General features: G+C 57.4%; 15 protein-coding genes. 8 read left to right on the top strand and 7 right to left on the bottom strand.

Annotated elements, in window-relative coordinates:
* Window positions 1–10 precede the first annotated feature (10 nt).
* Together ACHUE7_RS11805 and kynU are read left to right on the top strand one after the other, a co-directional pair.
* Window positions 11–445: a type 2 periplasmic-binding domain-containing protein gene (locus tag ACHUE7_RS11805; RefSeq protein WP_394170140.1), complete on the top strand. Its 435-nt coding sequence runs from the start codon at window positions 11–13 to the stop codon at window positions 443–445.
* A gap of 145 nt (window positions 446–590) precedes the next feature.
* Window positions 591–1,841, top strand: a complete 1,251-nt coding sequence (gene kynU / locus ACHUE7_RS11800; RefSeq protein ID WP_394170139.1) for a kynureninase — start codon at window positions 591–593, stop codon at window positions 1,839–1,841.
* Window positions 1,842–1,940: 99 nt separating this feature from the next.
* On the opposite strand, the gene ACHUE7_RS11795 is transcribed toward kynU, so the two are convergent.
* The 3 genes from ACHUE7_RS11795 to ACHUE7_RS11785 are packed head-to-tail and all read right to left on the bottom strand — an operon-like array spanning window position 1,941 to window position 5,024.
* Complete coding sequence (locus tag ACHUE7_RS11795; protein WP_348477466.1) at window positions 1,941–3,302, bottom strand: TRAP transporter large permease; 1,362 nt, start codon at window positions 3,300–3,302, stop codon at window positions 1,941–1,943.
* 54 nt (window positions 3,303–3,356) lie between these two features.
* Window positions 3,357–3,956: a TRAP transporter small permease subunit gene (locus ACHUE7_RS11790; RefSeq protein WP_394170138.1), complete on the bottom strand. Its 600-nt coding sequence runs from the start codon at window positions 3,954–3,956 to the stop codon at window positions 3,357–3,359.
* A 3-nt stretch (window positions 3,957–3,959) separates the two neighbouring features.
* Window positions 3,960–5,024: a TRAP transporter substrate-binding protein gene (locus ACHUE7_RS11785; RefSeq protein WP_394170137.1), complete on the bottom strand. Its 1,065-nt coding sequence runs from the start codon at window positions 5,022–5,024 to the stop codon at window positions 3,960–3,962.
* Between the two features lie 519 nt (window positions 5,025–5,543).
* Between ACHUE7_RS11785 and rimO the strand changes: the two genes are divergently transcribed.
* Complete coding sequence (gene rimO, locus ACHUE7_RS11780; protein ID WP_394170136.1) at window positions 5,544–6,902, top strand: 30S ribosomal protein S12 methylthiotransferase RimO; 1,359 nt, start codon at window positions 5,544–5,546, stop codon at window positions 6,900–6,902.
* A 226-nt stretch (window positions 6,903–7,128) separates the two neighbouring features.
* On the opposite strand, the gene ACHUE7_RS11775 is transcribed toward rimO, so the two are convergent.
* Complete coding sequence (locus tag ACHUE7_RS11775) at window positions 7,129–8,022, bottom strand: LysR substrate-binding domain-containing protein (RefSeq protein ID WP_394170135.1); 894 nt, start codon at window positions 8,020–8,022, stop codon at window positions 7,129–7,131.
* 129 nt (window positions 8,023–8,151) lie between these two features.
* Between ACHUE7_RS11775 and ACHUE7_RS11770 the strand changes: the two genes are divergently transcribed.
* The 3 genes from ACHUE7_RS11770 to ACHUE7_RS11760 all read left to right on the top strand — a co-directional run bounded on the left by ACHUE7_RS11770 (window position 8,152) and on the right by ACHUE7_RS11760 (window position 11,805).
* Entirely contained in the window at window positions 8,152–9,264 is a 1,113-nt protein-coding gene (locus ACHUE7_RS11770; RefSeq protein ID WP_394170134.1) for an S-(hydroxymethyl)glutathione dehydrogenase/class III alcohol dehydrogenase, read from the top strand.
* A 319-nt stretch (window positions 9,265–9,583) separates the two neighbouring features.
* Window positions 9,584–10,432 carry an S-formylglutathione hydrolase gene (fghA, locus tag ACHUE7_RS11765; RefSeq protein ID WP_394170133.1) on the top strand — a complete coding sequence of 283 codons (849 nt, stop codon included), beginning with the start codon at window positions 9,584–9,586 and terminating at the stop codon, window positions 10,430–10,432.
* A gap of 89 nt (window positions 10,433–10,521) precedes the next feature.
* On the top strand, window positions 10,522–11,805 hold the full coding sequence (locus ACHUE7_RS11760; protein WP_394170132.1) for an HD-GYP domain-containing protein: 1,284 nt from the start codon (window positions 10,522–10,524) through the stop codon (window positions 11,803–11,805).
* A gap of 4 nt (window positions 11,806–11,809) precedes the next feature.
* Here the strand turns inward: ACHUE7_RS11760 and ACHUE7_RS11755 are convergent, their stop codons facing one another.
* From ACHUE7_RS11755 to ACHUE7_RS11745, 3 genes are all read right to left on the bottom strand, one after another.
* A complete protein-coding gene (locus ACHUE7_RS11755) occupies window positions 11,810–12,346 on the bottom strand; it encodes a PH domain-containing protein (RefSeq protein WP_394170131.1) in 537 nt (178 codons plus the stop codon).
* A 67-nt stretch (window positions 12,347–12,413) separates the two neighbouring features.
* Window positions 12,414–13,091, bottom strand: a complete 678-nt coding sequence (locus tag ACHUE7_RS11750; protein WP_394170130.1) for a Crp/Fnr family transcriptional regulator — start codon at window positions 13,089–13,091, stop codon at window positions 12,414–12,416.
* Window positions 13,092–13,130: 39 nt separating this feature from the next.
* Window positions 13,131–14,156 carry an adenylate/guanylate cyclase domain-containing protein gene (locus ACHUE7_RS11745; protein WP_394170129.1) on the bottom strand — a complete coding sequence of 342 codons (1,026 nt, stop codon included), beginning with the start codon at window positions 14,154–14,156 and terminating at the stop codon, window positions 13,131–13,133.
* 276 nt (window positions 14,157–14,432) lie between these two features.
* On the opposite strand from ACHUE7_RS11745, the gene ACHUE7_RS11740 reads away from it, so the two are divergent.
* Both ACHUE7_RS11740 and ACHUE7_RS11735 read left to right on the top strand, forming a co-directional pair.
* Window positions 14,433–16,295 carry a patatin-like phospholipase family protein gene (locus tag ACHUE7_RS11740; RefSeq protein WP_394170128.1) on the top strand — a complete coding sequence of 621 codons (1,863 nt, stop codon included), beginning with the start codon at window positions 14,433–14,435 and terminating at the stop codon, window positions 16,293–16,295.
* Window positions 16,292–16,933, top strand: coding sequence for an arylesterase (locus tag ACHUE7_RS11735; protein ID WP_394170127.1), 642 nt, complete (start codon window positions 16,292–16,294; stop codon window positions 16,931–16,933). The genes ACHUE7_RS11740 and ACHUE7_RS11735 overlap by 4 nt, the downstream gene beginning before the upstream one ends.
* Window positions 16,934–17,045: the final 112 nt, after the last annotated feature.

The raw sequence follows: 17,045 nt of genomic DNA, 5'->3' as shown, positions 1-17,045 counted from the left end.
ATACTGACTTATGAAGCACTTTGCACTACGAACCCTCGCCGGCCTGATGCTGACAACCCTGATGATGTCTGCAGCCGCACTGGCTGATCTCGTGATCGTGGTTCACCCCAGCAACACAGCGGTGATCGACCAGAGTTTTTTGAAAAACCTGTACCTCGGCAACACGCGCCAGTTCAGCACCGGTGTTCGTGCCGAACCGCTCGATCTGCCAGCAGGTGACGCCATTCGCGAGACCTTTTTGAACACGGCCATTGACCAGACACCGGTGAAATACCGGCGCCACTGGTCCAAGGCGTTGTTCACCACCGGTCAGCAACCACCGCAGGAACTGACCAGTTCAACAGCGGTAATCAATGCCGTCGCATCCGACCCCTCGGCTATCGGCTATGCAGATTCAGAGGCCCTGAACGACAGCGTTAAAGTCGTTATGCGCGTGCGTCTGTAACCCCGCCAGCGGAGGCTGGGGCGTTCGCCGCGCCAGCCTCCGTAACGCCTGATCAACGCTCTGAAACGGTGCTTTTGCTCAGGTGAATCTTCCACTACGGATAACAAAACAGTAGGGTAACCGCAAAACAACGGAGCCCTGCCTGATGTCGTTAGATCGTAGTCATTGCCTGTCCCTGGATACACAAGACCCCCTCGCCCCTCTGCGCGACCAGTTCGAGATTCCCGACGATGTTCTGTATCTCGACGGCAACTCTCTGGGTGCCCGCCCCAAAGCCGCTTCGGAACGCGCGCGCCAGGTGATCGAACAGGAATGGGGCCAGGGCCTGATTCGCAGCTGGAACCAGGCTGGCTGGATTGATCTGCCACGCCAGGTCGGCGGCCAGATCGCTGCGCTGATCGGTGCCAAACCGGAAGAAGTAGTGGTCACCGACTCCACCTCAGTCAACCTGTTCAAGGTCGCCGCTGCGGCACTGAAACAGCAACTGGCGACAGACCCGTCACGGCGGGTCATCCTCTCTGAGCCTGGCAACTTCCCCACCGATCTGTACATGCTGCAAGGCCTCAGCCAATTCATGACCGGTGGCCCGGTTCTGGAAACCCAGCCGGCCGATTCACTGCTTGAGCGTATCGACACCGATGTGGCAGTGGTTGTATTGACCCACGTTCACTACAAAACCGGCAAGCTGCATGACATGGCGGCCATTACCCAACGTGCCCACGAGCAGGGTGCCCTGGTGGTCTGGGACCTGAGCCACAGTGGCGGCGCGGTTGAGGTAGACCTCAATGGCGTCAATGCCGATTTCGCCATCGGTTGTGGCTATAAATACCTGAACGGCGGCCCTGGCGCCCCGGGGTACATCTTCGTTGCAGAGCGCCATCTGGCGGCTTTTGAACAGCCGCTCAGTGGCTGGTTCGGCCATGAAGCTCCGTTTGCCATGCGTGACGACTTTGCTCCGGCCGGTGACATCCGCCGCGCTCTGACCGGTACGCCTTCGGTGGTGGCCACGCAATTGCTCAGCGTTGGCCTGGATACCTTTGCCGACACCAACATGGCTGAATTGCGCGCCAAATCGGTCGCACTGACACAGTTGTTCATCGAGCTGGTCGAAACCCGGCTGCCCGATGCGGGCTTCGAACTGGTCTCGCCGCGCAATGCCAACGAGCGTGGCAGCCAGGTAGCCTTCGCGCACCCGGAAGGTTACGCCATTATGCAGGCGCTGATTGATCGCGGAGTGATCGGAGACTTTAGAGCGCCGGATATCCTGCGCTTCGGTTTTGCGCCACTCTATGTGCGTTTTACCGATGTATGGGACAGCGTCGACTGTCTGAAAGACATTATGGACAACCGCACCTGGGATCAGCCCAAGTACCATGAGCGGCACGCGGTCACCTGAACCCCACGCAGTCCCTCAGCAACACCCCTTGAAGCGTTGTTCAGAGGCTCGTAAGAAAGGGGCTGAATCATCAGCCCCTGAATGGCCGCAAACGCTTCTCTAGCCGTAGCGCACTTCGGGCAACCACAACACCAGCGGCTCCCAGAAAAAGACCAGTGTCACCGCCAACACCTGCAATGCAATAAACGGCATAACGCCCTTGTAGATATCCGTTGTTTTAATCTCCGGCGGCGCTACGCCTTTCAAATAGAAGAGTGAGAACCCGACCGGTGGCGTCAGGAAGGACGTTTGCAACGTCAGCGCAAACAACACCACAAACCAGGTTAAATCAAACCCCAGCTGCACCACCACCGGCCCGACCAGCGGCAGCAAAATCAAACTGATTTCCAGCCAGTCCAGGAAAAAACCGGCCAGAAAGGCGATGAACAGAATCACCAGAATAATGCCACCCGGCGACAGCGGAATACCGGTTAACAGGCCGGCAATGAATTCATCACCACCGAGCGACCGAAGCACTACAGCAAAGGCCGTTGCACCCAGAAAGATACCGAACACAAAGGCTGTAGTGATGGTTGTTTTACGCGATACATCGCGCAGCACATCCCAGCTCAGGCGTCCGTTCATGGCCGCCAGAATGGTCGCTCCCAGGGCGCCGACACCGGAGGCTTCTGTCGGTGTGGCGATGCCAAAAAAAATGGAGCCCAACACCGCCAGAATCAGCGACAGCGGCGGCAACACCGAGCGCAGCGTTTCAATGACGACCGCCCGGGTAATGGGTGGCAGGTCGGCCTTTGGCGGCGCCAGCGACGGTTTGAGCCAGGCCGCGATCACAACAAAGGCAATGTACAACATGCCTAGCATAACACCCGGAATCAGCGCCCCCATAAACAGATCACCGACTGAGAGCGACAATTGATCGGCCATGATAATCAGCATGATGCTCGGCGGAATCATAATACCGAGCGTACCCGACGAGGCGACAATACCACTGGCAAAAGCCGGCGAATATTTCTGATCCAGCATCACCGGTAGCGACAACATCGCCAGCAAAACCACCGAGGCGCCGACAATACCGGTGGACGCCGCCAGCAGGATACCAATCAGAATGACCGCAACGCCCAGACCACCGTTAAAGCGCCCGAACAGATTAACGAAATTGACCATCAGCCGCTCGGCAACGCCGGAGCGTTCTAACATCAGCCCCATAAATATAAACATGGGCAAGGCAACCATGATCCACTTGGTCATCTGATCATAAATTCGCTGAACAACGATGCCGAATATATTCCAGTCGGTTAAAAAGTAGGTATCTGCATCCAGATAGTTATAGGCCAGCACCGCGCCAATACTGAAAAAGACGGATACGCCCGCCAGGACCCACGCCACCGGAAAACCGGTAAAAATAAGCAGAATAAAACTGCCCAGCATGGCCATGACGATGAGTTCGTAGGTTTCAAACACAACAAGTCTCCACGGCTATTCAACCGTTACAACACAATAACAACGGGCATTGGTTCAACGATCCGCTGTAACCCGTGCCCGGGGAAAGCCGGTTAAAAACGACAGCGCCCGAACAAACCGGCTGAAGGCAGCGATCAACAGGAGTCCGAATCCGATCAGAATCACAGACTTGATCAACCAGCGCATGGGCAAGCCACCCGGAGATCCGGAGATTTCGCCCATCAAATAAGACCGTTCAACAAAGGGATAGGCGTAATACAGTACGAACAGGCAAAACGGCATTAAAAACAGAGCCAGCCCCAACAATTCAAGCCACGCCCGTTTGCGATGCGACAGTTTTTCAGCCAGCACATCTACCCGAACGTGTCCGTCGTGCAATACGCAATAAGACAGGCCCACCATGAAACCGATGGAATAGATATGCCACTGCAGCTCTTCAAGGGCAACGTAGGAGTTACTGAAGAAATAGCGCAGCACGACATTCAACACAACCAGCACCATCAGCAGTAGCCAGCTCCACGAGAAAAAACGCCCGACGACTTCAAGAAAGGCATCGAGTTTGTCGGATAACCAGGTGGGTGGGTACGGAACGGCGGTGGGGCCATGCCCCACCGCTTGCTCCACCTTATCCAGATCGAGCTTTATGTCAGACATGGATCAGTCCTGTGCATGCCAGTCACGTGACAGGTAGCCATACTTCTTCCAGGTAGCGTGCTCAGCCTGGAATTCCTTCATGGAGCTGTAGATCCGATCGAACATCTCGTCCTGCTCGGAATACTTGGCCATGACAGACGCCGTGGCTTCTTCAAAAGCACCCAGCATCTCGGCATCGTATTGACGCAGGTTCACACCTTCTTCGGCGAACTCGTTCAATACAGCGCCCTGCAGTGCTTCGGCTTTCGCCAGTGCTACCGCATTGCCAGCCATGCAGGATGTTTCGATCAGGCTTTGTGTCTGACCGTTCAGCTTGTTCCACTCATCGAGGTTGATGTACAGGAACTGGTTGGTTGACGGCTGGTGCCAACCTGGCAGGTAGTAGTACTTGGCCACCTGTGAGAAGCCCAACTGCTTGTCGACGGTCGGCAACGAGAATTCGGTGGCATCCAATACACCGGTTTCCAGTGCCTGGTACAACTCACCACCGGGCAACACGTTAATGGACATGCCAAACTCGCCCATGATTTCGCCACCAAGACCCGCAGCACGGAATTTCAGACCACGCAGGTCTTCAACTGAATTCATTTCCTCGGTAAACCAGCCAGCTGATTCAGGGCTGATGGTGCCGCACAGAATCGGGTAAACGTTGTAAGGCTCAAACATTTCTTTCAGCAGATCATCACCACCGTGGTGATACATCCAGGCCAGAAATTCCTGGGATTCCAGACCGAATGGCGTGGCGCCGTAAAGGGCTGAACCCGGTACCTGGCCCCATTCATACCCCATCCAGGAATAACCGGCAGAAATGTTGCCAGCGCTGACGTTGTCGAAAATTGAAAGGGCGGGAATCAACGCCCCGGGCTCTACAGTTTGCAGTGTAACCCGGCCATCACTGATGGTGGACACCATGTCGGAAACCACCGGCATGGTGTCGCCCAGTGCGGTCAGTGACGATGAAAACGCCATCGGAACCTGCCAGCGAACCCGGTTGAATTCAGCCTGAGCGGCAAAGGGCGCGGCGGCCAGGGTGGTGGCCAGTACGGCCAGGGGCAATGCTTTTTTCATGATCATTGTCTCTCTGTTTTTGTAATTGTGGAGTGAGTCTTAGTGCTTTCTACCAAATCTACGGTCTGGCTCTGAGCCTCCTGAAACCGGCAACACCGATATCCAAAAAGAGGCTTGGCTTGACCCGTGGGTGTAAGCCAGTGACTGCATGCTAGGCCGGGGCTTAGAGCGTGGCTTTCGTTCGTTAGTAGGAGGGTGCTACAGGCCACCGGAAATCGGGCGCTGGCGGGCCTCCTGCTTTGGTAGGAGAGGCTGCTATGGTGGTAAAGCAGCGGCCACCGGGTAAGCCTCTGTGGGGTCGGCGTGAATCCGTCCATGGAGCCTAGGCCGCAGCATCCCTGCTGCGGACTTCCCCACAGAGGCTCACCCGGTGGCCGCTGCAAGCGTGTACTTTCCAGCCAGCTCCGGCTCAAATAACAGATAACACAAAGAAACACGGCGAATAAGATGCGTGGCGCTTGAAGCCAGATTGGAAGGCGCTACAATACCGCTCCTTTTTTGACCAGCCCTGAGGTTTTCATGACCACCCATATCGTCAATCCCCGCGAAGGCAAGCCCGTTACCGAGCAGGGGCGCGTCGGTTTTGTCAGCCTGGGCTGCCCGAAGAACACCGTCGACTCCGAACGCATCCTGACCCAGCTGCGGGCTGAAGGGTACGATGTGGTGCCGTCCTACCACGATGCCGATGTGGTGATTGTGAATACCTGCGGCTTTATTGACTCGGCGGTGAAAGAGTCACTCGACACCATCGGTGAAGCGCTGCGCGAGAACGGCAAGGTGCTCGTCACTGGCTGTCTGGGCGCCAAGGAAAACGACATTCGGGAAGTCCACCCGAACGTGCTGGCCGTTACCGGACCGCATGCCTACGAAGAAGTGGTGCGCCAGGTGCATGATGTGGTGCCGCCGCGTCACGACCCCTTTATTTCCCTGGTACCGGACACTGGCGTCAAGCTAACTCCGAAGCATTATGCCTATTTGAAGATTTCCGAAGGCTGCAACCATCGCTGCACCTTCTGCATCATTCCCTCGTTCCGGGGTGATCTGGTCAGCCGCCCGGTCGGACAGGTGCTGAGCGAGGCCGAGCGCCTGGTGAAAAACGGCACCAAAGAACTGCTGGTGATCTCCCAGGACACCAGCGCCTACGGTGTCGACATGAAATACCGCACCGATTTCTGGAACGGCAAGCCGGTGAAAACCCGGATGAAGGAACTGTGTGAAGAGCTGGGTCAGCTGGATGCCTGGGTGCGGTTGCATTATGTGTACCCCTACCCGCACGTCGACGACATCATTCCGCTGATGGCCGAAAACCGCATTCTGCCCTATCTGGACATTCCCTTTCAGCACGCCAGCCCGACCGTGCTCAAGGCGATGAAACGCCCGGCACACGCCGAAAAGGTGCTGAATCGGATCCACAAATGGCGGGAAATCTGCCCGGACATCACCCTGCGCTCGACCTTTATTGTCGGCTTCCCCGGTGAAACCGAAGCCGACTTCCAGATGCTGCTCGATTTTCTGGAAGAAGCCCAGCTGGACCGCGTCGGCGCGTTTCAGTATTCCAACGTCGATGGCGCTGCCTCTGCCGCCCTGCCCAACCACGTAGACGAAGCCGTCAAGCAGGAACGCTACGATCGCTTTATGGAAGTGCAACAGCGCATCAGCACTGCCCGACTTCAGGCGAAGGTCGGCACCGACATTGAAGTCATCGTCGATGAAGTCGTTGCCGAGGGCGCTGTTGCGCGTTCGAAAGCCGATGCACCCGACATCGACGGCCAGGTCTTTCTCGACAACCAGACCCAGCTGAAACCTGGCGATCGCCTCTGGGTTCACGTCGAAGACGCCGATGAGTATGACCTGTGGGCTCACCCAATTACGCGGTAAAACCCTGCGTTAGACATTCAAGTTTCGGAGTTCGCCAAAGCAGAGTCTGTGGCAATAACTCGCCCTCGGCACTGGCAGTGCCCCTGCTGGGACGCCGTAAACCCATCCATGGGGGCTCGACTGCCGCATCCATGCGGCAGACGCCCTGCAGTGGCACTGCCAGTACCAAGGGCTAGTCTGTAGTGCAAACTCCGAAACTTGAATGTCTAACGCATGCCACAGCGGCTCAATATTGATTCCCGGCTACTCCATCCTTTAATCCGGCCCCCAACCATTCAATACACGCCCGAACCTTAGGCGACAAATGCCGATTAGGCGGGTACAACGCCCAGACGCCCTCTTCCGCCGGTGCAAACGCATCAAGCACAGTCACCAGCCGGCCAGCTTGAATATCCTCTTTAACGTAGTAGTCCGGCAATTGAACAATGCCCAGACCTTTCAAAGCCGCATCCCGCAGCGCAGGCCCGCTGTTACATCGAAGCCTGCCGGTAACCCGGACATCCCGCCGTTCACCCTGATCGGTAAAACGCCAGTGGTCCAGTGTGCCCAGCAAACAGGAATGGTTCTTTAACTCGGCGAGAGTGTGGGGCTGTCCGAACCGGGCCAGATAATCCGGTGAGGCACAGACGAACTGGGCTCTATGCGCCAGCGGCCGGGCGACCAGGCGTTCGTCCTCCAGCACGCCAACCCGAATCGCCATGTCGATGCCTGATTCAATCAGATCGAGGCGCTGGTTGGTCAGTTGCAGGTCGATTTCGAGGCGGGGGTAATGCATCGTGAACCCGGCTATCAAAGGGGCTATGAAGCGCTCGCCATAAGACAGCGGCGCGGTAATCCGCAACCGCCCGGTTGGCTCAGACAGCCGCTCGCCGATGGCCTGTTCGGCCTCAACCAGGCCATCGAGCAAGGCGCGGCAGTGGTTGTAGTAGATCCGGCCATCGTCAGTGAGCGTGACCGAGCGCGTGGTGCGCTGAAACAACTGAACATCCAACCGATCCTCCAGCCGGCTGATCTGTCGACTGATATTGGCAACGGAACTGCCCAGACGCTCAGCAGCCCGGGTAAAACTGCGGGTCTCGGCGACTGCTACACACTCTTCAATACCATCCCAACGCGCCATCAGCCCCTCTCTCATTCTATTATTGCACTATGGTAAAAATGATTTACTCAGTGGTCCCATTATTAACTTGGCGAACCCTAATACAATCGACTTTACTGTTCCAACTCATCTGACCAACGAGGTTCGACCATGATCAAATCCAAAGCCGCCATTGCCTGGGGCCCCGGCCAGCCGCTGAGCATTGAAGAAATCGACGTCATGCCACCCAAAGCGGGCGAAGTGCTGGTGCGCATCGTCGCCACCGGCGTCTGCCATACCGATGCCTTTACCCTTTCGGGCGACGACCCCGAAGGTAACTTCCCGGCCATTCTCGGCCATGAAGGCGGTGGTATCGTTGAACAGGTCGGCGAAGGCGTAACCAGCGTGAAAGTCGGCGACCATGTTATTCCGCTGTACACTCCGGAATGCGGCGAGTGCAAGTTCTGCCTCTCCGGCAAAACCAATCTATGCCAGAAAATCCGCGCAACTCAGGGCCAGGGCCTGATGCCGGACGGCACCAGCCGTTTCTACAAAGACGGCAAGCCGATTTTTCACTACATGGGCTGTTCAACCTTCTCCGAATACACCGTGCTGCCGGAAATCTCTCTGGCCAAGGTGAACCCGGAAGCGTCGCTGGAGGAAGTCTGCTTACTGGGCTGTGGCGTGACCACAGGTATTGGCGCAGTGATGAACACGGCCAAGGTCGAAGAAGGGTCAACCGTGGCCATTTTCGGCATCGGCGGCATCGGCCTGTCAGCGGTCATCGGCGCGGTAATGGCCAAAGCCAGCCGCATCATTGCCATCGACATCAACACTAGCAAGTTCGATCTGGCCCGCAAACTGGGCGCGACCGATTGCATCAACCCCAAAGATTACGACAAGCCGATTCAGGAAGTGATCGTCGAGCTGACCGATGGTGGCGTCGATTACTCGTTCGAATGCATTGGCAATGTAGACGTTATGCGCTCGGCGCTGGAATGCTGCCATAAGGGCTGGGGTGAATCAGTCATCATTGGCGTCGCGGGCGCTGGCCAGGAAATCAGCACCCGTCCGTTCCAGCTGGTGACCGGTCGAGTCTGGCGTGGCAGTGCCTTTGGTGGCGTGAAAGGACGCACCGAATTGCCAGGCTATGTTGAGCAGTATCTGTCAGGTGAGATACCACTGAAAGAGTTCATCACCCACACCATGTCGCTCGAACAGATCAACGAAGCCTTTGATTTAATGCATGAAGGCAAGAGCATTCGCAGCGTTGTGCATTACTGAATACCAGCCGAGCGAATGCTCCCGAAAGAGTGCATCCGTTTTTAATATCTCAAGTTTCGGAGTTCGCAATGGGCTAGCGACGGGTGGCAGGGCTGCTTTTGCGGGGGTATCTGAGGCATGGACTAAAACGCCGGGAGCGTTTTAGCATGAGCTCAGCGAGCCCGGAGGGTGAATCCCAGGGATGGGATTCATATCCCGAAGTTAAGCCTACATGGAAGTATTTACGGCGCCCTCGCAGGAGCAGCCCTGCTATCCGTCGCGGGTTCTGGCAACGCAGTCAATTTGTCCTCCGAAACTCAAGTTAAGACTTGAGGATTCCATGAGCTTGAATCATCTGAACAGCAACAAGTGCTTCAACGGTTGGCAGAAACAGTATGAACACGCTTCCGCCACCCTCAACTGTACCATGCGTTTCAGCGTCTACCTGCCGCCCGGTGCCGATGCCCAGCACCCGGTACCGGTGCTGTACTGGCTCTCGGGCCTCACCTGTACCGACGAAAATTTTGTGCACAAGGCCGGCGCCCAGCGCATAGCAGCTGAGCTCGGTATTGCCATCGTCGCTCCCGACACCAGCCCGCGCGGTGACGGCGTCGCGGACGACCCGGAGGGAGCCTATGACCTGGGCCTGGGCGCTGGCTTTTACGTCAATGCCACTGAAGCACCCTGGAACCGGCACTACCGGATGTACGACTACATCGTGTCGGAATTGCCCAGCCTGATTGAGGCGCATTTCCCAGTGACAGAACATCGGGCGATCAGCGGTCATTCCATGGGTGGCCACGGTGCGCTGGTGATTGGATTGCGCAACCCCGATCGTTACAGCTCGGTCTCGGCCTTTGCACCCATTTGCAACCCAACGGCGGTACCCTGGGGTCACAAGGCGTTTTCCGCCTATCTCGGCGACGACCAGGCGACATGGCGTGACTATGATGCCAGCCTGTTACTGGCCAGCAGCGACGCTCACTTTCCAATTCTGGTGGATCAGGGCGATGCCGATAACTTTCTGGAAGCGCAACTGCACCCCCAGGCACTGAGTAACGCCGCTGAACGCAGTGCTCATCCGTTTGAAAGCCGCACTCAACCGGGTTATGACCACAGCTATTATTTCATTGCCAGCTTTATTGATGATCACCTGCGCTTTCACGCCAAAGCCTTGCAGAGCAATTAGCACGAGCGTTCACCGGTCATCCGAGGTGACAAGCCTGTGCAACGAAGTCGACCCGGGATCAACATTCGGGCTACACTGAGATTCACACGTTGTATCTCGGAACTACCGCCACCATGCGCCATGCCGATTACCAGGATTTGTCTGTTTCCGTCCAGGATCTGGAAATCGGCATGCGTGTGGTGGCGCTAGACCGGCCCTGGGAAGAAACTACCTTCCTGTTACAGGGCTTTGTCATCGCTTCCACCGATGAGATACGGGAACTGCAGCGTCAGTGCCAGACCGTGACAGTGCAAGTCAGAATTGACGCATCTCCCGCGTCGGGACAACGCACAACCGCCAGCCATGGCCCAGCGACCCCCACGCCCAAGCCAACCAAAACCGGGCCAGCCAGTACCCGACGGGTCAACTACATCAATCAGGTTGGCTTTGAACGGGCGGTTGAAGCGTCCCGACTGACCTTTGATTCGGCGCGCTCATTGGCCACGTCCATCATGGATGGTTTGCGCGTCGGGCGCAGCCTGGAAGTAACTGAATGCCGCGACATCGTCGATAAGGTGGTCGATAGCATTCTGGCCAACAAAGATGCCCTGCGGTTTCTGTCGATGATCAAACACAAAGACAGTTACACCGCCGAACACAGCATGAATGTCTGCATACTCAGCGCCACCTTTGCTCGCCACCTGGGGCTGATGGAAGCTGAAATCCGGGATGTTGCACTCTGTGGCTTGTTGCACGATGTGGGCAAGAGTCGAATTCCCGCCGACATACTGAACAAACCTGGCCGGTTTACACGGGAAGAAGCCTACATTATGGCCGAACACCCTACGCACGGCCGCAATATTCTGATGTCCGCCTCGGCCGAATTCAAACATGCCATTGATGTTGCGCATTCGCACCATGAGCGCATCGATGGCAAGGGGTATCCACGCGGGTTGCGCCAGCAACAAATTTCCTACTACGCCAAAATTGTGGCCCTGGCCGATGCCTATGACGCCATGACCAGTGAGCGCTGCTATGGCACGGTCAAAACCTCCGAACAGGCACTGAAAAGCATCTTGCGCGAGCGGGGTACGCACTTCGACTCTGACTTGTCCAAAGCCTTTATCACCTGTATCGGGTTTTACCCGACGGGCAGCCTGGTTCAACTGAGCGGAGGACAAGTTGCCATGGTACTGGAACCCAACCCGGACGATTTTGCCCGGCCTCGCATCCGGGTGCTGACCAATGCCCGGCAACAACCCTTGCCGGCCCCTCATGAACTGGACCTGGCCGATCCTACCAATCAGAGTGTGACCATCCGCAGTGAAGTGCTGAATGGCACGGCCAGCGTCGATATCAACACGGCCGTAAAACAGGAACTCAGCCTGCTCTGAGTGATTACACCAGATGACTCAGGCTGTTGCGCAGGCGCCGTACCTGACGGACCGGTTCTGAGGTCGTATCCAGATCGCAACCACCGTGCTGATGGTCCAGAAGCCGAACCAGTCGCTCTGGCTGAGCGACCCAGCGGAACGACTCCGACTTGCCTGTGCGCGTAGTCACCGTCAGCTTGCCAACCTGAAAGAGCAGCCCGAAATCCCGGTTCACCAGATCGATACTGGCCAGTTCATTCAGCGGTATACAGCGGGCTCTGCGCCAAAAAAAGCCTTTGTGTTCGATGATCTGACGGCTGGTTACGGAAAACGAGTAACTCAGTTGCTGTACCGCCAGTATCAGCAGGGGCAGCAACAGCCAGGCAGAGGCCATTAGGCTGACCATTGACGCGACACCCAGGGCAACCCAAACCGCCGGGTGGCGTTTGCTGGTATGCAGTATGAATTCATCCACAGCCAGTGTGGGGACGGCCGCTTGCGCTGAAGCGGTATCGGCTTGGTTTGGAGTAGCGGTTGTTTTATGCGTTAACGTCGTAGTCATGAGCCTGTCTCCGGTTGAGTGACTAGCCCATGCTACGAAGCGCCTTAACCAGGCGCAGTGATGTAAATCACTCGCTCTGATCCAGTATCGCCTGCAGCGCTGGTGCATCCAGCACGGTCAGCTGACCACGATGAAACTGCAGCCACCCCAGCGCCTGCCATTCTTTCAACAGCCGATTGACGTTTTCTCTGGCCAGCCCGGCAAATTCGCCCAGCTCTGCCTGGCTTAGCTGTTGTGACAGGTGCAGGATGCCTTGCTCGTCCGTTTCGCCCCATTTGCGTATCAGCGTCAGTACACAATGCGCCAGCCGCACTGACGCGGGCGCAACGGCCCGGTTCTCGAACATATCCGATGCGTTACGAACCCGGCTGCACAGCAACCGAATGACTTCCAGGCAGGCATCGCTGTCATCGCGCAATACCTCGGCGAGCCGCTGCTTGGGAATCACCAGACCCCCGGTATTGGTCAGCGCCAGCGCATCAGCACTGCGCGGCAGCTGATCCAGTGCCGACAGTTCGCCGATCACCTCGCCCGGGCCCAGGTGGTTTAGCGTGGCTTTTTTACCCTGCAACGACATCAGGCTGATCTCGACCAGGCCCTGCTCGATCAGGTACAGCCAGCTGCCATCATCGCCCTTGTAAAACAAGGCGGAACCGGCGGTAAAGTGACGCGGTCGGGCATGACGCATCAGTTGCTCGCGGGACTTGGCCGTCAGGGCTTCCAGAATGGATACTGCCTCAGCCATTACCTTGCCCTGGTGCACAGTCTGTCGTTCCAGTAACGCTCACAATGACGTCGCAACATAGTCAGCCACCGAGTCAAGCACCGACGTTTCAAGAACTTCCAGCTGATCCAGCTCACCCTGCCACTGCTCACTGAACAATATGCTGTCTTCGTCGGCTTCCACTACGCTGATTTCGATCGTCACCTGCTGCCCGACCAATAACAGGCTGCCCTCCATGAAAAAGTCGACTTCTTCATCTCCCAGGTACCCGCTGGCATCGGTTAATCGCCGGGCATTGGCCTGTGACGCCAGGTTGATGTTTTCAAAGGGAGCCAGGTGAGATTGCAATCGGCTGGTAAGCGCCGAGGCCAGGTACTGGTAATCGGCATCGGCACCGACATACTCAAGTGGCAGAACGGCCAGCGAATCCGGGGTGTCAAACACCTGAGAGGCGACAAAGGCCGCCGCCAGGCTAAAACACAGCACTGTAGCCAGCGCCACGACGCGGGTGCGGCTGAACTGTTGATGGCGGTAAGAAAAACGCGCTCTGGGTGCGGCGGCCGGTACCGTACCGGATACCGACCGAACCTCAAAAAGCTCCAAAGCCTCTGGCAAATTCTTCAGTGTAAACAGGCCGGCCGATTCAAACGTCAGTTGGGCGCTGCTGCGCAGATCGGTCGCCACCCTGGCCGAGACCCAGACCCCGGGCGCCGGTGCATTGCTTTCTATCCGGGAAGCGGTATTGACGGCATCGCCGATCACGCGCAAGCCCCTAAGACCATCGCGCTCTACCACCGTATCGCCGACGTGAATGCCTACCCTCAACCGGGTGTCATCCTGGTTGGCCAACAGATCATGCTGCAATGCCAAACCGGCATATACCGCGTCGAGACTGCTGGAAAACAGACACAGATGCCCGTCGCCTATGGTATCGACAATGCGTCCGTGATAGTGCGTCACGATGCGCTGATGCCGTAATCGGTTGCGTTGCAGTACCTCGAGCGTGGACGCCTCATCGGCGGCCATTTGACTGGAATATCCTACGATATCGCTGAAGAGAATGGCGTTGAGTTGATGTTCTTTCATCGTCGCGTCCTGACTGCTCGGGCAAGGCTGACTTCACTGCCCGAAATCCATGTGTCACACCATCCTGTGCGCTATGCTATTGCGTTCCCTGTCGGCTTGCCTTGCCGGGACCGGGTCTTAACCTAGCACATTCTTTTGAACGGTGCACAGGGCCACGCAGCCGGACCCGGATAGTGCAGATTCCTGCTTTACTGGCTGTGACTTCTCTGTAATTCTGATCTTTCACTGTCCGACCTGACGGATACAGCAGAACGCGACTTACAGGGAGGTTTATCGTTGAACGAGCACACTCCGGATATACAGACGCACCACCAGGCCTTACTGGACCAGCACCTCACTGAGTTTCTGGGCGCTATCGAGCCCGAAGCCCTGGCGTTATTGCGTAAATGCCTGCGCTGGGTGGAAATAGCCGGGGGCGAGACGCTGATGGAGCAAGGAGACCCCGGCGATGCCCTCTATCTGTCGGTCAGTGGCCGTTTGCGCGCTTACATCAATGACGAATCGGGAACGCCAAAGCCGGTTCGCGAGATGGGCCGGGGGCAGGTCTTTGGCGAGATGAGCCTGTACACGGGCGAACCCCGCTCAGCCACGGTAATAGCGATTCGCGATTCGGTTCTGGTGCGGCTCGACAAGGCCCATTTCGATGAACTGCTGGCCAGTAGCCACCGGCTGTCGATGGCACTGACCCGGCAGATCATTCAACGCCTGCAAACCCAGCATACCGTCAACCCCATGCCATTGCCGGTTACTATAACGCTGGCGCCGATATCACCGGGCGTAGACCCCGGCGACTTTGCAAACCGCCTCGCTGCACAACTGGAGCAACAGGGTTCGGTCACCCTGATCGACGCCAAGCGGCTGGAAGCCCACCTGGCACAGACCGACACGGGCACCCAAGCCGACCCGCGCGACCGGCAGCAGCGCACCACGCTTTATCTGGACCAGATTGAATCTGAATCCGATTTTGTATTGCTGGTCACCGACGATTCCCCTTCTGACTGGACCCGGCGCTGTTGCCGCCACAGCGACGAAATATTGTTGCTGGCCGATGCAACGCAACCACCGGCACTGCATGCGATTGAAACCGAATGCCTCGGCAGCGACTCGATGCGCACCGAAGCGGCCGAGGTGCTGGTATTACTGCACGCAGCCGACACCCAATGCCCGCGCAACACCCGGGCCTGGCTGAACCGGCGACCGGTGACGGATCATGTTCACATTAGACCGGATCTCGAACGCGACATGGCCCGGCTGGCACGCATTGAAACCCGCACCGCCACCGGGCTCGTTCTGGCCGGTGGCGGTGCCCGTGGCTTCGCGCACCTGGGCGTGTTCAAGGCATTGCAGGAAGCAGGCATTGAAATCGATTATGTGGGCGGAACCAGCATGGGCGCCGTCATGGCAGCTCTGATAGCTGCCGACCAGCCACTGGATCGAACGCTCGATATTTGCCGGCGGTCGTTCAAACTCAACCCGACAGGCGACTTCAACTGGTTACCCATCGTGTCGCTGATTCGCGGACAACGCCTGGCCCGCATCATCGTTCAGGCGTTTCAGGATTTGCTCGGCCACAAAGCCAACTTGGACGACCTCTGGAAAACCTATTACTGCGTGGCGACCAACTATTCCCGCGCCGAGGAACACGTTATGCGCCACGGCTCGCTGGCCAAGGCCCTGCGCGCCAGCACGGCAATACCGGGCGCATTGCCACCCATTCTGCACAAGGGCGACCTGTTGTGTGACGGTGCCACCCTGAACAATTTTCCGGTCGACATCATGCGCAAGGCGCGCGGCGTAGGTACGGTGATTGGCATCGACCTGAGCATCGCTGCCCGGCGACCGCTGACGTTCGATGAAGTGCCAGGCACCTGGACACTGCTGCGCGACCGGTTGCGCAAGCGTCACAAACGAAAGTACAAATTGCCCTCTCTGGCGTCCTATCTAATGAACGTGAGCATTCTCTACAGCACCTCACGCCGCACCCAGTCGGAACAACTGACCGACCTGTATTTTAACCCGCCACTGAAACGGATTGGCTTGCTCGACTGGCGCCGGTTTGATCAGGCAGTGCGTCAGGGCTATGACCACGGCAGGGACGTTCTCGCCAGAGTTGAAACAGCCAGAGAGTCGACACCATGAATACGCTACTGCGACCCCCGAATACCAACCGGTGGCACCGGCTGGCAAGCGCGATGATAGCCAGCCTACTGCTGCTGTCGGCGTGCGGTGGCGCCCGGCTCGACCCCATTGCCCCGGGTGACCGCATACTGGCGTTTGGCGACAGCCTGACCGTAGGTGTAGGCAGCGGCCGCGACAACGCCTACCCGGCTGTTCTGCAACGGATGACCAGCATCGAGGTGATTAACGCCGGCGTATCCGGAGAAACCAGCGCCGAGGGCCGACAGCGGCTACCGGCTGTGCTCGACGAATACCGGCCAGACCTGGTGATACTGTGCCATGGCGGTAACGATTTTCTGCGCCGCCAGGATACCTCGGCCACCAAAGCCAATCTGGCTGCCATGATCGAACTGATGCAATCGCGGGGCATTCAGGTTGTGCTGATAGGCGTGCCGGAGCCAGGCATCTTTCTGTCTTCAGCCACGTTGTACGCAGAGCTGGCCGATCAGTACGACATTCCGATCGACAACGACACCATGGCCGACCTGCAAGGCAACGCGAGTCTGAAGTCGGACCGGGTGCACCTGAACGCTGCGGGCTACCAGCAATTTGCCGAGGCCGTGTCAGCCTTACTGAGCGATGCTGGCGCCCTGCCCTGAAAGGTTGCCTGTTCAGTTCAATTAAGAATAAAAAATCACGGGTTTTTGATAATCGACAAAATGTGCAGGCATCGTGGATCTCGTGTAAAGGTCACGACCAGCGGCTCTCGGA

Source organism: Saccharospirillum alexandrii, from assembly GCF_043641555.1.
Taxonomy (GTDB): Bacteria; Pseudomonadota; Gammaproteobacteria; order Pseudomonadales; family Natronospirillaceae; genus Saccharospirillum; species Saccharospirillum alexandrii_A.
The sequence above is the reverse complement of the archived record's forward strand: the minus strand, read 5'-3'. Positions and strand labels throughout refer to the sequence as shown.

Excerpts from the sequence above, each read along its gene's own strand:
- ACHUE7_RS11805 (WP_394170140.1), top strand. The coding sequence starts at position 11 with ATGAAGCACTTTGCACTACGAACCCTCGCCGGCCTGATGCTGACAACC.
- kynU (WP_394170139.1), top strand. The coding sequence starts at position 591 with ATGTCGTTAGATCGTAGTCATTGCCTGTCCCTGGATACACAAGACCCC.
- ACHUE7_RS11790 (WP_394170138.1), bottom strand. The coding sequence starts at position 3,956 with ATGTCTGACATAAAGCTCGATCTGGATAAGGTGGAGCAAGCGGTGGGG.
- ACHUE7_RS11785 (WP_394170137.1), bottom strand. The coding sequence starts at position 5,024 with ATGAAAAAAGCATTGCCCCTGGCCGTACTGGCCACCACCCTGGCCGCC.
- rimO (WP_394170136.1), top strand. The coding sequence starts at position 5,544 with ATGACCACCCATATCGTCAATCCCCGCGAAGGCAAGCCCGTTACCGAG.
- ACHUE7_RS11775 (WP_394170135.1), bottom strand. The coding sequence starts at position 8,022 with ATGGCGCGTTGGGATGGTATTGAAGAGTGTGTAGCAGTCGCCGAGACC.
- ACHUE7_RS11770 (WP_394170134.1), top strand. The coding sequence starts at position 8,152 with ATGATCAAATCCAAAGCCGCCATTGCCTGGGGCCCCGGCCAGCCGCTG.
- fghA (WP_394170133.1), top strand. The coding sequence starts at position 9,584 with ATGAGCTTGAATCATCTGAACAGCAACAAGTGCTTCAACGGTTGGCAG.
- ACHUE7_RS11755 (WP_394170131.1), bottom strand. The coding sequence starts at position 12,346 with ATGACTACGACGTTAACGCATAAAACAACCGCTACTCCAAACCAAGCC.
- ACHUE7_RS11750 (WP_394170130.1), bottom strand. The coding sequence starts at position 13,091 with ATGGCTGAGGCAGTATCCATTCTGGAAGCCCTGACGGCCAAGTCCCGC.
- ACHUE7_RS11745 (WP_394170129.1), bottom strand. The coding sequence starts at position 14,156 with ATGAAAGAACATCAACTCAACGCCATTCTCTTCAGCGATATCGTAGGA.
- ACHUE7_RS11735 (WP_394170127.1), top strand. The coding sequence starts at position 16,292 with ATGAATACGCTACTGCGACCCCCGAATACCAACCGGTGGCACCGGCTG.